Genomic DNA, 14,507 nt, shown 5'->3' with positions numbered 1-14,507 from the left:
ACTCGTGAAAAGTTCTCCACGGCGGTGATAGCTGGGATGACCTGGGGAATCGTCTGGGTCGGGAGCCAGATCACCGCCTGTTTCGATTGAAAGTGGGGGAAAGTGGGGTAATGTGGAGCGCGCAGTACGGAAGGGCCGACCAGCGAGGTGATCGACTAGGGAGGTATCGAGATGTTTCTCGGTACCTACACACCTCGCTTGGACGACAAAGGGCGACTCACGTTGCCTGCGAAGTTTCGAGACGATCTGGCGGGAGGGTTGATGGTCACGAAGGGTCAGGACCACAGCCTTGCCGTGTACCCGAAGGAAGAGTTCACCGCGCTCGCCCGGCGGGCCGCGGCCGCGTCTCGAAGCAACCCGCAGGCTCGGGCGTTCGTCCGGGCACTCGCGGCCGGAACGGACGAACAGCGTCCGGACGCGCAGGGCCGGATCGTGTTGTCGGCCGACCACCGTCGCTACGCCAACCTGAAACGGGATTGCGTGGTGATCGGCTCGGTCGACTTCCTGGAGATATGGGATAAGCAGGCGTGGGAGTCCTACCTCGCCGAGCACGAGGAGGACTTCTCGCAAGCCAGAGACGAGTCGCTGGGCGGAATCTTCTAGCCGCGGGCGAACGAGTGCCGCGCGGTCTCTGCCCGGACGCGGACCCTGACGTACTTCCCCGACGCCAGGTGCCGAAGTTCGGTCAGAGACCACGGGGCATTCGTATCCGTATCGAAAGCCGTATCCGTATCGAAAGCACTGTGTATCAAGGCGACCCGTGTGCGGTGCGCGACGACGCGAGGCAGACTCCGGGAGGTCGAGGTGAACCGTGAACAGCGCGGCCCCCGCCATGTTCCGGTTCTGCTCGAACGGGCCGACGCGTTGCTCGGTCCGGCTCTGTCCGAGCCCGGCGCGGTCTACGTCGACGCCACTCTCGGCCTCGGCGGTCACGCCGAGCACTTCCTGCGCACCTACCCGCACATCCGTCTGGTCGGGCTGGACCGCGACACCACCGCGTTGAAACTGGCCGGCGAACGGCTCGAGCCATTCGCGGACCGTATCACGTTGGTGCACACCCGCTATGACGGCATCGCCGACGCGCTGACCGAAGCGGGACTGCCCGCCACCGGATCGGTCTCGGCGATCCTCATGGACTTGGGTGTCTCGTCGATGCAGTTGGACGAGGCCGACCGCGGCTTCGCCTACTCGGTCGACGCCCCGCTGGACATGCGGATGGATCCGACCAGCGGACCCACCGCCGCCGACGTGCTCAACACCTACAGCCACGGCGATCTGGCCCGGGTGCTGAAGACCTACGGCGAGGAGCGTTTCGCGAGCCGGATCGCCGCCGAGGTGGTCCGGCGTCGCCAGATCAAGCCGTTCACCACCAGCGCCGAACTGGTGGAACTGCTGTACGCCACGATCCCCGCGGCCACCCGCCGCACCGGTGGGCATCCGGCCAAGCGCACCTTCCAGGCGCTGCGGGTGGAGGTCAACCGAGAACTCGATTCGCTGCGGGCCGCGCTGCCCGCGGCGCTCGACGCGCTGCGTGTCGGCGGACGCATCGTCGTGATGTCCTACCAATCGCTGGAGGACAAAGTGGTCAAGCAGGAGTTCGCCGCGCGCACCACGTCCAGGACTCCGATCGACCTGCCGGTCGAACTGCCCGGCATGGGACCGGAGTTCCGGCTGCTGACCCGCGGCGCCGAGAAGGCGACCGAACAGGAGATCGAGGAGAACCCGCGGGCGACGCCGGTCCGGATGCGTGCCGCGGAGCGGATCCAGGAGGCGCGATGACGAATCATCGCGCAGAGGAGGGGAACCGATGAGCGTGCGGACACGGACCGTCGAAGCGCCGGGCCGGGTCGCCCGGCGGGTCCAGGATGCCGAGCGGGTGAAATCCGGTGCGGCGCAGCGTGCCTACGCGCGGCGGCGGATGCGCGCCGAGAACGGCTCGGAAAGCGCCTTTCTGCCTGCCGTGCGGCGCTCGGCGATGGCGGCGCGCATCCCCTTCGTCACCGCGCTCATCGCGCTGCTCGGCTGCGGTCTGGCGCTCACCCTGCTGCTGACCACCCGCGCCGCCGAGGACAGCTACCAGCTCGGCGACGCACGGGCCACCAACCGGCGACTGGCCGACGAGCGCGCCGCGCTGCAGCGCGAGGTGGAGGCCGCCGATTCGGCGCCCGAGCTGGCCGCGCGAGCGCGGGAACTCGGCATGATCCCGGCCAAGGACCCGGCCCGCCTGCTCGTCGGCCCGGACGGCTCGGTCACGGTGATCGGCAAGCCGACCCCGGCCCAGGGCGCCCCGGTGCCGCCGCTGAACGCGTCGCCTACGCCGTCGCGCGCGGCCACGGGCGAACGGGTGATCCCGGTGACCACCACGCCCGGCGCCCCGGCGCAGGGACGACCGAACACCGGGCCGCAGAACAGCGCTCAGGCGAACGCGGCGCCCGTACCGGGGAACCCGGCACCGGCATCTCCTTCGGCGGTCAACCCGCCGCAGGCCGGTCCGTCCGCCGAACCGGCGGCGCCACCGGCCGGCGCATCGCAGCCACAGACGGACGCGGCTGTGCCGCAGGCGTCACAGCCGCAGGACGTACCCGGCGGAGTGCCGCGGTGACGCACCCGAGGCAAGCGCAGCGCAGGCGCCGCGGACCCTCCGCACCCAGGGCCGCGGGCAGGCCCCGCCAGGTCCCGGTGTCCGTCCCGGACGGTCCGCTCCGGCTGCGCCTCGGCGTCGGACGGGTGGTCATGCTGGTCGCGCTCGCCGTGGTCGCGCTGCAACTGCTGTGGGTGCAGAGCGTCGCGGCGCCGGGACTGTCGGCGCAGGCCGCCAGCCAGCGCACCACCCATCAACCGGACCCGGCGATCCGCGGACCGATCACCGACCGCAATGGCAAGTCGCTGGCGTTCACCATCTCCGCGAAAGCCTTGACCTTCCAACCGGTCCGGGTGCGCCAGGAGCTGGCGGACGCCAAGGCAAAGAACGACAAGGCGCCGGACCCGGACGAACGGCTGCGCGCCATCGCGCGCACCATCCACGAAAAGGTGGGCAAGGACGCGCCCGGGGAGGCGGACCTGCTGGCGAAGCTGCGCAGCGACGAGCCGTTCGTGTACTTGGCGCGCAATGTCGATCCGCGAATCGCGGGTGAGATCACCGAGCAGTTCTCCCAAGTCGGCTCGGAGCAGCAGAGCATCCGGGTGTATCCCGGCGGCTCGCTGGCGGCGAACGTTGTCGGCGCCACCGGCTGGGACGGCCACGGACAGGTCGGGATGGAATCGTCGCTGGACTCGGTGCTGGCCGGTACCGACGGGTCGCACACCTACGATCGCGGTTCCGACGGCGCGGTCATCCCGGGCAGCTGGCGGGACGAACAGCCCGCGGTCAACGGGTCCGCCGTCGAACTCACCTTGGATTCGGACCTGCAGTACTACGTGCAACAACAGGTCCAGCAGGCCAAGGACGTCTCCGGTGCGGGCTCCGCTTCGGCCGTCGTCCTGGACGCCAAGACCGGACAGGTCCTGGCGATGGCCAACGACAACACCTTCAACCCCGCGCTGGGACCGCAGAAGTGGGCGGGCGCCGATCTGAGCAATCCGTCCGTCACGGACGTGTTCGAGCCGGGTTCGGTGAACAAGATCGTCACGGCGGCCGCGGCCATCGAGTACGGCTTGACCGACCCCGACGAGGTCGTGCAGGTTCCCAGCGCGATCCAGATGTCGGGCGTGACCGTGCACGACGCGTGGTCCCACGACGTCGAGCCGTACACCACCACAGGGATCTTCGGCCGATCCTCGAACGTGGGCACACTCCTGCTGGCACAGCGGGTGGGGGAGAATCGCTTCGCCGACATGGCGCACCGGTTCGGGCTCGGCCAGCGCACGGGCATCGGCCTGCCGGGGGAGAGCGCGGGACTGATGCCCGACCGCGATCAATGGTCCGGCGGTACGTTCGCGAATCTCCCCATTGGGCAAGGACTTTCGATGACCACCTTGCAGATGGCCAGTATGTACCAGGCGATCGCCAATGACGGTGTCCGTATCCCGCCCCGTATCGTCCGCGCCGAGGTCGCGCCGGACGGCACCCGTACCGAGGAGACCCAGCCGGACGGGGTGCGGGTGGTGAGCCCGCAGACCGCGGCCACGTTGCGGACGATGTTCCAGGCGGTCGTGCAGCGCGACCCGATGAACGCGAACCAGAACGGCACCGGATGGCCCGCGGCCATCACGGGCTACCAGGTGGCGGGCAAGACCGGTACCGCGCAGAAGGTGGATCCGAACTGCCGGTGCTATTCCACGTCGTCGTTCTGGATCACGTTCGCCGGCATGGTTCCCGCGGACAATCCGCGTTACGTGATCGGGCTCATGCTGGATGCCCCGATCCGCAGTTCGGACGGCAGCGGTGGCGGGTCGGTGGCTCCGCTGTTCCACAACATCGCCTCCTGGGCGCTGCAGCGGGACCGCGTTCCGCCGTCGGCGCAGCCGTCCCGGCGATTCGTGCTGCAGGCAGGGTGATCCGACCGCTGCCGCGGTGTGAGACCTGCGTGATCGGGTAGGAAGGCATCAGCACTGTGCACAGGAAACCGCAGGTGGGCGACGTGTTCGAGCAGCGGAGGGGATCGGCGATCCGCCGTACCCGGCGCGGTCTCGCGCGGCGGCGTCCGACCGGCGCGTGGCGTGCTCCGGACCGGGCGAGTGAACCCGTAGGGTGCGGTGGGCGAGGTACCCGACTTTGCGGTGGGGCGCATGGTCCCGCTGTGACCGGTCGCCGGTAACCTGACACGTCGATCGATGCCCCCGAAAGGAGCCTGGTTTCTGTGCAGTCCGGTCAACCGCGCGCATTGCGGCCAGAGCATTCGCCGTCGACGCCGCTGGCGTCGCTGGCCGCCGCCATCAGGGCGGCGACGAGCCCCGCGACGGCTGCGCACGGCGTCTCGGTTACCGGCATCGAGCAGCGTTCCCATGCCGTGCTGCCCGGCGATCTGTTCGCCGCGCTGCCCGGCGCCCGCTCGCACGGCGCGCGTTTCGCGGCGGACGCCGTGGCGCGGGGCGCGGTCGCGGTGCTGACCGACGCGGCGGGTGCGGAGCTGGCGGGCCCCCTCGAGGTGCCGGTCCTGATCCGGGAGAACCCGAGGGCGGTACTCGGCGAGCTGTCCGCGGCGATCTACGGCAACCCGTCCGAGCGGCTGCGCATCGTCGGGATCACCGGAACCTCCGGCAAGACGACGACCTCCTATCTGGTCGAGGCCGGACTGGCCGCCGCGGGGCTGTCCACCGCGCTGATCGGCACCATCGAGACCAGGATCGGCGGCAGGCGGGTGCCGAGCGCGCTGACCACCCCGGAGGCGCCACAGCTGCACGCGATGTTCGCGCTCATGGTCGAGCAGGGCGTGGACGCGGTGGTGATGGAGGTTTCCAGCCACGCGCTGGCGCTGGGCCGGGTGGACGGGGTGCGGTTCGCGGTCGGCGCGTTCACCAATCTGTCGCAGGACCATCTGGATTTCCACGCCGACTTCGAGGACTACTTCGCCGCCAAACGCAAACTGTTCGAGCCGGATTCGCCTGTGGCGGCGCGCACCGCAGTGATCTGCGTGGACGACGAGTGGGGACGACGGCTGGCCGCCGGGCTCGCACGCCCGGTCACCGTGTCGACCACCCGTTCCGCCGCGTGGAGCGTCACCGGCGCGGTGTCGGCGCACGGCGGCGAACAGGACTTCATCGCGTCCGGTCCGCAGGGGGATGTCGCTGTGCGACTGCGACTTCCCGGCCACTACAACATCGCCAACGGCTTGCTCGCCGTCGCCGTGTGCGCCGCAGCGGGAGTCGAGCCGTCGGTCGCCGCGCCCGCGCTGGCGACCGTGGACGTGCCCGGCCGGATGCAGCGGGTGGAACGCGGACAGGACTTCCTGGCGATCGTCGACTACGCGCACAAGCCGGCCGCGCTGGAATCCGTGATCGCCACGCTGCGTGGGCATCTCGCGGCGGACACCGGGGGACGGCTCGCGGTGGTCGTCGGCGCGGGCGGCGACCGCGACGCGGCCAAGCGGCCGCTGATGGGCGCGGCGGGCGCACGGGGGGCCGATCTGCTGATCATCACCGATGACAACCCGCGCACCGAGGACCCGGCGGCCATCCGCGCCGCCGTGCGCTGGGGTGCGCTCGAGGTGCCCGAGGCCGAGCGCGGCGAAGTGCGCGAGATCGGCGATCGGGCGGAAGCGATCGCGGCCGCGGTGGACTGGGCGCGCCCCGGTGACGTGGTGCTGGTCGCGGGCAAGGGACATGAGGCAGGGCAGGAGATCCAGGGCGTGAAGCATCCGTTCGACGACCGCGACGTCCTCGCGGCCGCATTGGAAAGACGCAGTCCGCAAGGTAACCACGCGGAGGACTTGACGGTTTCATGATCGAGATGACACTGCGGGAGATCGCGGACGTCGTCGGCGGCACGCTGCACGACGTCGCCGACCCGGAGGTGCGAGTGACCGGCGCGGCCGAATTCGATTCGCGCCGCATCGATTCCGGCGATCTGTTCCTGGCGTTGCCGGGCGAGCGCGCCGACGGGCACGACTACGCCGGCGCGGCCGTCGCCGCGGGCGCGGTGGCGGTACTGGCGGCGCGGCCGGTGGGCGTTCCCGCCATCGTGGTCACGCCGGACCGTGCCGCCATGCCGTCGACTTCGGTTGCCCTGACGCACGATTCGGACGGTTCCGGCGCCGCCGTGCTCACCGCGCTGGCGGCGCTGGCGCGCGAGAGCGTGTCGCGCCTGGCCGACGGTGGGCTGACCGTCGTCGGCGTCACCGGCTCGTCCGGCAAGACCTCGACCAAGGATCTGCTGGCCGCCGTGCTGGCTCCGCTGGGCCCGGTGGTGGCGCCGCCGGGTTCGTTCAACAACGAACTCGGTCATCCGTGGACCGCGCTGCGCGCCGACGCGAGCACCCGTTTCCTCGTGCTCGAGCTGTCCGCGCGCGGGCCGGGTCATATCGCCGCCCTGGCCGAGGTCGCGCCACCGAGCATCGGCGTGGTGCTCAATGTCGGCACCGCGCATCTGGGCGAGTTCGGTAGCCGCGAGGCCATCGCGAAAACCAAAGGCGAACTGGTCGAGGCGCTGCCGCCGACCGGGCTCGCCGTGCTCAATGCCGACGATCTCCAGGTCGCCGCCATGGCCGCGCGCACGTCCGCGCGCGTGGTGACGGTCGGGCAGTCCACTACCGCCGACATCCGTGCCACCGACATCCGCCTCGACGATCAGGCCCGCGCCGCGTTCACCGTGCACACGCCCGCGGGCAGCGCGCCGGTGCGTCTGGCCGTCCACGGCGAGCACCAGGTGGGCAACGCGCTGTCGGCGATCGCGGTCGCGCTGGAATGCGGCGCGGATCTCGACGCCACGGTGACGGCGTTGTCCGGTGCGCGCGCGGCTTCGGCCCGCCGGATGGACGTGCGCACCACCGCCGACGGGATCACCGTCGTCAACGACTCCTACAACGCCAACCCGGATTCGGTCCGCGCCGCGCTCAAGGCATTGGTGAGCATGGCACGCGCGGGCGAGACGCCGCGGCGCAGCTGGGCGGTGCTGGGCGAGATGGCCGAACTCGGCGAGGAATCGGTCATCGAGCACGACGCCATCGGCCGGCTCGCCGTGCGGCTGGACGTCAGCCGGGTGGTCGTCGTCGGAACCGGAAGGCCCTCCCGCGCGCTGCACCAGGGAGCGGTGATGGAAGGGTCATGGGGCGAGGAATCGGTCCTCGTACCGGACATCGAGGCGGCGATCGCACTGCTCGACGAGGAAGTCGCGGCGGGCGACGTGGTGCTGGTCAAGGCATCGAAGTCGGTCGGCCTGTGGGAGGTCGCCGAGCATCTGACCGACCCGGGCGCCGTGGCCGCACGCCGTGGCGCCCCGGCGAACAGCGGGGCGGGACAGAACACGGAGGCAGCAGGATGAGACAGATTCTCTTTGCCGCGGCGATTGCGCTGACGGTCTCGATCCTGCTCACGCCGCTGTTGATCCGGTTGTTCGCCAAGCAGGGTTTCGGGCAGGAGATCCGGGTCGACGGTCCCGCCAGCCACCAGGCCAAGCGCGGCACCCCGACCATGGGCGGCGTGGCGATCCTGGTGGGCATGTGGGCCGGGTATCTGGGATCCCATCTGATCGGCATCGGCTACAACGCCGACGGGCCGTCGGCGTCGGCCATGCTGGTGCTCGGACTGGCCACGGCGCTCGGCGCGGTGGGCTTCATCGACGACTTCATCAAGATCCGCAAGCAGCGCAACCTGGGCCTGACCGCGGCGGGCAAGTACCTCGGCCAGCTGTCCGCGGCGGTGCTGTTCGGCGTGCTCGCGTTGCAGTTCAAGGGCGCAAGCGGGCTCACACCGGCCAGCAGGCATCTGTCCTACGTGCGCGACATCAGCACGGTGACCATGGGCGTGGTCGTCTTCCTGGTGTTCGTGTGCTTCGTGGTGGTCGCCTGGTCGAACGCGGTGAACCTCACCGACGGCCTGGACGGTCTCGCCGCCGGATCGATGAGCCTGGTGCTCGGCGGATACGTGATCATCACCTTCTGGCAGTACTACCACGCCTGCGAGACCAAGCCGGAGACCGGTTGTTACAACGTGCGCGATCCGCTGGACCTCGCCCTGGTCTGCGCCGCGGGCGCCGCGGCGTGCGTCGGGTTCCTCTGGTGGAACGCCGCCCCGGCCAAGATCTTCATGGGTGACACCGGTTCGCTGGCACTCGGCGGCCTGTTGGCCGGCCTGTCCATCACCACCAGGACCGAGCTGCTGATGATCGTCATCGGCGCGCTGTTCGTCGCCGAGACGGCGTCGGTGGTGCTGCAGGTCGCGGTCTTCCGCACGACGCGCAACCGGCTGTTCAAGATGGCGCCGTTCCACCATCACTTCGAGCTCAGCAAATGGGCCGAGACGACGGTGATCATCAGATTCTGGCTGCTGGCCGCGATGGCCTCCGCCGTCGGGCTCGGTCTGTTCTACAGCGAATACCTCTCCGCGGTCGGGTGAACGAGATGGTCGAACATTCTCCGCGGGCCCTGCGTACACCGGGGCCCATGCTGGAATTCCTGCGCGGCCGGGACGTCCTGGTCGCCGGCTGGGGCGTGTCCGGGCGCTCGCTGGTCGAGCCGCTGCGCGATATCGGCGCGCGTCCGGTGGTCACCGATGCCGGCGCGGCCGCGCTGGCCGAGGCCGCCGGGCTCGGCTTGGACGTGGCCACCTGTACCGAGCTGGAGTCGGCGGACTGGAGCCGGTTCGCGCTGGTGATCACCAGCCCGGGCTGGCGACCGGACTCGCCGGTGCTCGCGTCCGCGGTGGCCGAGGGCACGCCGGTGTGGGGTGACGTCGAGTTCGCCTGGTGGGTCGATCAGGCCAGGATCTACGGGCCGGTCCGCAAGTGGCTGGTCATCACCGGCACCAATGGCAAAACCACGACCACGCAGATGACCCACTCGATCCTGCGCGCCGCGGGTGTCGCCAGCGTGGCCTGCGGCAACATCGGCCTTCCGATCCTGGACGCGTTGCGGCGCAATCCCGGTCCGCAGGTGCTCGCGGTCGAGCTCTCGTCGTTCCAGCTGCACTGGGCGCCGTCGGTGCGACCGGAGGCGGGCGTGGTGCTCAACGTGGCCGAGGATCACCTGGATTGGCACGGCGGCTTGGACGCCTACGCCGCGGCGAAGGCGCGAGCGCTGGTCGGCCGGGTCGGCGTGGTGGGTTTGGACGATCCCGTCGCTGCGTCGCTTGCGCGCAAGTCCAAGGCCCGCCGGACCGTGGGTTTCCGGGTCGGGGTGCCCGCGGACGGCGAACTCGGCGTGGTCGACGGAAAGCTGCTCGACCGTGCGTTCACCAAGGCCGCGATCCTGGCCGAGGTCGCCGACATCAGCCCGCCCGGCCCCGCAGGTGTCGCCGACGCGCTCGCCGCCTCGGCGCTGACCAGGGCGATCGACGTCGCGCCGCAGTTCGTCCGGGAGGGGTTGATCGAGCACAAGGTCGGCCCGCACCGCTCCGCCTTCGTGCGCGAGCTGGCCGGGGTCGAGTTCGTCGACGACTCCAAGGCCACCAACCCGCATGCTGCGCGCTCGTCGATCCTCGCGCATCCGCAGGTGATCTGGATGGCCGGTGGCCAGCTCAAGGGCGCGCACGTCGAGGACCTGATCGAGGAGGTCGCCGACCGCTTGGTCGCGGCCGTGCTGATCGGCGCCGACGCGCCGGTGATCGCGGCCGCGCTGGCGCGACACGCGCCCGAGGTCCCGGTCGTCGAGCTGGTCACGGGAGACGATGCAGGGATGGGTGACGAAGCGTCGCGGAACGCCGCGGCCGACGCCGTGATGGCGCGTGCCGTGCGCGCGGCGGCCGGATTCGCCCGGCCCGGCGACACCGTGCTGCTGGCTCCCGCCGCCGCCTCGCTGGACATGTTCGCCGATTACACGCACCGGGGCCGCAGCTTCGCCGCGGCGGTGCACGCCCTGGAAGACGGTGACATCGGAAGGCGGCTATGACCGAAGCGGCGCGGCGCAAGCGCGAGTCGGTCCCACGATTCTGGGCCTGGCTGGCGCGGCCGCTCGCGTCGTTCCACCTGGTGGTCACCATCGCCACCCTGCTCACCGTGCTCGGGCTGGTGATGGTGCTGTCGGCCTCCAGCGTCGAGGCCTACGCCGACGGCGGATCGGCCTACTCGCTGTTCATCCAGCAGGCCATGTTCGCCGCGGTCGGTACGGTGCTGTTCTATCTGGCGCTGCGCATCCCGCTGCGCAGGTTGCGGCAGTGGTCGTTCCCGTTGTTCGCGCTCTCGGTGCTCGCGCTGCTGCTGGTGCTCATTCCCGGCATCGGCTCACAGGTGCAGGGCGCGCGCCGCTGGCTGGTGCTCGGGCCGGTCTCGGTGCAGCCGTCGGAGGTCGTGAAGGTGACGCTGGTGGTATGGGGCGCGCACCTGCTGGCCTCACGCCGCGCCGAGCACGCGAGCCTCAAGGACGTCCTGGTTCCGCTGGTGCCAGCCGGTCTGCTGGTGTGCCTGCTCGTCGTGCTGCAACCGAACCTGTCCACCACGATCGCGCTGGGTGTGGTGCTCGGGGCGCTGCTGTGGTTCGGCGGTCTGCCGGTGCGCCTGTTCGTGACGATCGCGCTGTCCGGTGTGATCGCCGCCGGTGTGCTCGCGCTGTCGGCGGGCTATCGCTCCGATCGCATGCGCGCGTTCTTCAACCCGGGCGACGACCCGCAGGGCATCAACTACCAGGCGCGTCAGGCGCTGTACTCGCTGGCCGACGGCGGCATCTGGGGCCGCGGGCTAGGCCAGAGCCGGGCCAAATGGAGCTACCTGCCCAACTCGCACAACGACTTCATCTTCGCGATCATCGGCGAAGAACTCGGCTATCTCGGCTGCGCGCTGGTGCTCGGCCTGTTCGCGCTGTTCGTCTACACCGGCCTGCGGATCGCGGCCCGCTCGGTGGACCCGTTCCTGCGGCTGCTCACCGCCACCGCGACGACCTGGATCACCGCGCAGGCACTGATCAACATCGGATACGTCGTCGGCCTGCTCCCGGTGACCGGCCTGCAGCTGCCACTGGTCTCCGCGGGTGGATCGTCGCTGGCCATCACGCTGTTCATGTTCGGCATCATCGCCAACGCGGCCAGGCACGAGCCGGAGGCGGTGGCGGCGCTGCACGCCGGGCAGGACGGTCGCTTCAGTAGGCTGTTGCGGTTGCCCAAACCCGAGGTGTACGCACCGGCACGAGCCGCGGCGCGGCGCGGCCGAGCGCCGAGACCGGCCGACCGCGGACCGTCGGCGCTGCCGCCGGGCAGGCGCGGACGGTACGGTAGCGAACCGCCGCGGCGCCGGTCGCCGGAGAGCCGCGGCACCAGTTCGGCGCGCGCCACCAGGGCATGGGAACCCAGCTATCCGGTCAATCACGCAAGGGAACGAGGAAGATCCAGGTGATCTCGGTAATCGTCGCGGGCGGCGGTACGGCGGGCCACATCGAACCGGCACTGGCGGTGGCCGACGCGTTGCGACGGCTCGACGATTCGATCCGGGTGACGGCGCTGGGAACCGAACGCGGGTTGGAGACCCGCCTGATTCCCGACCGCGGCTATCCGCTCGAACTGATCCCGCCGGTTCCGTTGCCGCGTAAGCCGACGACCGATCTGTTGCGGTTGCCCGGACGGGTGCGCGCCTCGGTGGCCGCCACCAGGGCGGTGATCGACGCCGTCGAGGCCGACGTGATCATCGGTTTCGGCGGATACGTGGCGCTGCCCGCGTACTTGGCCGCGGGCCCTGGCGTGCTGCGCCGCCGGCGCGCGGTTCCGGTGGTGGTGCACGAGGCGAACGCCAAGGCGGGTATCGCGAACAAGGTCGGCGCGCGCCGCGCCGCACGCGTGCTGGCCGCCGTTCCGGATTCCGGCTTGCCGAACGCTCAGGTCGTTGGCATTCCGGTGCGCGCATCGATCACGGAACTGGACCGCGCCGCGCTGCGCACCGAGGCACGCGCCCACTTCGGCCTGCCCGCCGAGGGGCCGGTGCTGCTGGTCTTCGGCGGTTCCCAGGGTGCGCGGACCCTGAACGAGGCCGTGTCCGCGGCCGCGCCGCAGCTGGCCGCCGCGGGTATCTCGGTGTTGCACGCGCACGGCCCGAAGAACACGCTCGAGCTGGACGCCGCCGCTTCCGGTCCGGACGGCGCCCGCTACGTGGCGGTGCCCTACCTCTCCCGGATGGATCTCGCCTACGCGGCCGCCGACGCGGTGGTCTGCCGGTCGGGCGCGATGACCGTCGCGGAGGTCTCCGCGGTGGGTCTGCCCGCGTTCTACGTGCCGCTGCCGCACGGCAACGGGGAGCAAGAACTCAACGCCCGCCCGGTGGTGGGCAAGGGCGGTGGCAGAATTGTCCCCGATTCCGAGCTGACCCCGAAGTATGTGATCGATGAGGTGATTCCGCTGCTCATGGACCCCGTACGGCTGATCGAGATGGGCCGGGCCGCCGCAGGCGCGGGGCACCGCGACGCCGCCGACGAGGTTGCGCGGATCGCGAGGGAGGTGGCGGGCCAGTGAACGAGCGGACGGCTCTGCCGCCGGAGCTGGCGCGCGTGCACATGGTCGGCATCGGCGGGGCCGGAATGTCGGGTATCGCCCGGATTCTGCTCGCCCGGGGTGGTGCTGTGTCGGGGTCGGACGCCAAGGAGAGCCGCGGCGTGCTCGCGCTGCGGGCGCGGGGCGCGCAGGTGCGGATCGGGCACGACGCCACCGCGCTCGACCTGCTGCCCGGCGGCCCTACCGCGGTGGTCACCACCTATGCGGCCATTCCGAAGACCAATCCGGAACTGGTCGAGGCCAACCGCCGCGAGATCCCGGTGCTGCTGCGCCCCACCGTGCTCGCCGCGCTGATGCAGGGGCATCGCACCCTGCTCGTCTCCGGCACGCACGGCAAGACTTCGACCACCTCGATGCTCATCGTGTCGTTACAGCACTGCGGTTTCGACCCGTCCTTCGCGGTGGGTGGCGAGCTGAACGAGGCGGGCACCAATGCCCACCACGGCACCGGCGACATCTTCGTGGCCGAGGCGGACGAGAGCGACGGGTCGCTGCTGCAGTACGAGCCGGACGTCGCCGTGGTCACCAACATCGAGTCCGACCACTTGGATTTCTTCGGCTCCGACGAAGCCTACGTCCAGGTCTTCGACGATTTCGCCGACCGGCTCGCCGCGGGTGGCCTGCTCGTGGTGTGCCTGGACGATCCGGGCTCGCGGGCGCTGGCCGAGCGGGTCGGCACTCGTTTGGCGGAGAAGAACGTCCAGGTCCTCGGGTACGGATCCGGCGACCTCGCCGACGCGCCGGTCCCGGTGGGCGCCCGGCTGCACAGCTGGGAGCCGCGTGACGTCGGCGGGATCGCGCAGTTCCAGCTCGCCGACGAGGCCGCGCCGCGCACCGTGCGACTCGCGGTGCCCGGCAGGCACATGGCGCTCAACGCGCTCGGCGCTCTGCTCGCCGCCCGCGCCACCGGCGCCGACGTGGGCGAAATCATCCAGGGCCTGGAGGGTTTCGGCGGCGTGCACCGCCGATTCCAGTTCGCCGGACGGGAAAACGGCGTGCGGGTCTTCGACGACTACGCCCACCACCCGACCGAGGTGCGCGCCGTGCTCGGCGCCGCCGCGGAACTGGTTCAGCAGGAGGCCCGCGACGGCGCCCGGTCCAGGCAGGGGCGGGTCATCGTGGTCTTCCAGCCGCATCTCTACAGCCGTACCGCGACCTTCGCGGAGGACTTCGGCGCCGCGCTGAGCCTGGCCGACGAGGTCGTGGTGCTCGACGTCTACGGCGCGCGGGAGAAGCCGCTGCCCGGCGTGAACGGTGCGCTGGTCGCGCAGGCGGTCACGAAACCGGTGCACTACCAGCCGGATATGTCCCGGGTCGGCCGTCAGGTCGCGGGGTTGGCGCTGCCGGGCGACGTGGTGATCACCATGGGCGCCGGTGACGTGACGATGCTCGGCGGTCAGATTCTCGACGGACTTCGGGCGCGGCCCCAGCACGGACGGTGACCC

At 70.7% G+C, this 14,507-nt stretch carries 11 protein-coding genes; all 11 read left to right on the top strand.

Going from position 1 to position 14,507, the window contains the following annotated elements:
- Nucleotides 1-171 precede the first annotated feature (171 nt).
- The 11 genes from mraZ (at nucleotide 172) to murC (ending at nucleotide 14,504) form a co-directional block, all read left to right on the top strand.
- Nucleotides 172-603 (top strand): division/cell wall cluster transcriptional repressor MraZ, encoded by a 432-nt coding sequence (gene mraZ / locus ACWPXK_RS27855; RefSeq protein ID WP_040776870.1) that lies wholly within the window; start codon nucleotides 172-174, stop codon nucleotides 601-603.
- A gap of 201 nt (nucleotides 604-804) precedes the next feature.
- Entirely contained in the window at nucleotides 805-1,779 is a 975-nt protein-coding gene (gene rsmH / locus ACWPXK_RS27850) for a 16S rRNA (cytosine(1402)-N(4))-methyltransferase RsmH (protein ID WP_454199123.1), read from the top strand.
- Between the two features lie 28 nt (nucleotides 1,780-1,807).
- Nucleotides 1,808-2,602 (top strand): hypothetical protein, encoded by a 795-nt coding sequence (locus ACWPXK_RS27845; RefSeq protein ID WP_454199122.1) that lies wholly within the window; start codon nucleotides 1,808-1,810, stop codon nucleotides 2,600-2,602.
- 131 nt (nucleotides 2,603-2,733) lie between these two features.
- Nucleotides 2,734-4,497, top strand: a complete 1,764-nt coding sequence (locus tag ACWPXK_RS27840) for a peptidoglycan D,D-transpeptidase FtsI family protein (RefSeq protein ID WP_454199156.1) — start codon at nucleotides 2,734-2,736, stop codon at nucleotides 4,495-4,497.
- A 302-nt stretch (nucleotides 4,498-4,799) separates the two neighbouring features.
- Nucleotides 4,800-6,383 (top strand): UDP-N-acetylmuramoyl-L-alanyl-D-glutamate--2,6-diaminopimelate ligase, encoded by a 1,584-nt coding sequence (locus ACWPXK_RS27835; protein ID WP_454199121.1) that lies wholly within the window; start codon nucleotides 4,800-4,802, stop codon nucleotides 6,381-6,383.
- Nucleotides 6,380-7,918: a UDP-N-acetylmuramoyl-tripeptide--D-alanyl-D-alanine ligase gene (locus ACWPXK_RS27830; protein ID WP_454199120.1), complete on the top strand. Its 1,539-nt coding sequence runs from the start codon at nucleotides 6,380-6,382 to the stop codon at nucleotides 7,916-7,918. The genes ACWPXK_RS27835 and ACWPXK_RS27830 overlap by 4 nt, the downstream gene beginning before the upstream one ends.
- Nucleotides 7,915-8,991 carry a phospho-N-acetylmuramoyl-pentapeptide-transferase gene (gene mraY, locus ACWPXK_RS27825; RefSeq protein WP_454199119.1) on the top strand — a complete coding sequence of 359 codons (1,077 nt, stop codon included), beginning with the start codon at nucleotides 7,915-7,917 and terminating at the stop codon, nucleotides 8,989-8,991. Before ACWPXK_RS27830 ends, mraY begins: the two co-directional genes overlap by 4 nt.
- Nucleotides 8,992-9,038: 47 nt before the next feature.
- Nucleotides 9,039-10,481 carry a UDP-N-acetylmuramoyl-L-alanine--D-glutamate ligase gene (gene murD, locus ACWPXK_RS27820; protein WP_454199118.1) on the top strand — a complete coding sequence of 481 codons (1,443 nt, stop codon included), beginning with the start codon at nucleotides 9,039-9,041 and terminating at the stop codon, nucleotides 10,479-10,481.
- Nucleotides 10,478-11,917: a putative lipid II flippase FtsW gene (ftsW, locus tag ACWPXK_RS27815; RefSeq protein WP_454199117.1), complete on the top strand. Its 1,440-nt coding sequence runs from the start codon at nucleotides 10,478-10,480 to the stop codon at nucleotides 11,915-11,917. Before murD ends, ftsW begins: the two co-directional genes overlap by 4 nt.
- Entirely contained in the window at nucleotides 11,863-13,023 is a 1,161-nt protein-coding gene (gene murG / locus ACWPXK_RS27810; RefSeq protein WP_454199116.1) for an undecaprenyldiphospho-muramoylpentapeptide beta-N-acetylglucosaminyltransferase, read from the top strand. The genes ftsW and murG overlap by 55 nt, the downstream gene beginning before the upstream one ends.
- Before the next feature lie 41 nt (nucleotides 13,024-13,064).
- Nucleotides 13,065-14,504 (top strand): UDP-N-acetylmuramate--L-alanine ligase, encoded by a 1,440-nt coding sequence (murC, locus tag ACWPXK_RS27805; protein WP_454199155.1) that lies wholly within the window; start codon nucleotides 13,065-13,067, stop codon nucleotides 14,502-14,504.
- Nucleotides 14,505-14,507 lie beyond the last annotated feature (3 nt).

It is taken from the genome of Nocardia sp. Marseille-Q1738, assembly GCF_965283145.1.
This window is presented reverse-complemented; position numbering and strand designations above follow the sequence as displayed.

Coding starts and splice junctions, on each gene's coding strand:
- mraZ (WP_040776870.1), top strand. CDS start 172: ATGTTTCTCGGTACCTACACACCTCGCTTGGACGACAAAGGGCGACTC.
- ACWPXK_RS27845 (WP_454199122.1), top strand. CDS start 1,808: ATGAGCGTGCGGACACGGACCGTCGAAGCGCCGGGCCGGGTCGCCCGG.
- ACWPXK_RS27840 (WP_454199156.1), top strand. CDS start 2,734: ATGCTGGTCGCGCTCGCCGTGGTCGCGCTGCAACTGCTGTGGGTGCAG.
- ACWPXK_RS27830 (WP_454199120.1), top strand. CDS start 6,380: ATGATCGAGATGACACTGCGGGAGATCGCGGACGTCGTCGGCGGCACG.
- mraY (WP_454199119.1), top strand. CDS start 7,915: ATGAGACAGATTCTCTTTGCCGCGGCGATTGCGCTGACGGTCTCGATC.
- murD (WP_454199118.1), top strand. CDS start 9,039: ATGCTGGAATTCCTGCGCGGCCGGGACGTCCTGGTCGCCGGCTGGGGC.
- ftsW (WP_454199117.1), top strand. CDS start 10,478: ATGACCGAAGCGGCGCGGCGCAAGCGCGAGTCGGTCCCACGATTCTGG.
- murG (WP_454199116.1), top strand. CDS start 11,863: ATGGGAACCCAGCTATCCGGTCAATCACGCAAGGGAACGAGGAAGATC.
- murC (WP_454199155.1), top strand. CDS start 13,065: ATGGTCGGCATCGGCGGGGCCGGAATGTCGGGTATCGCCCGGATTCTG.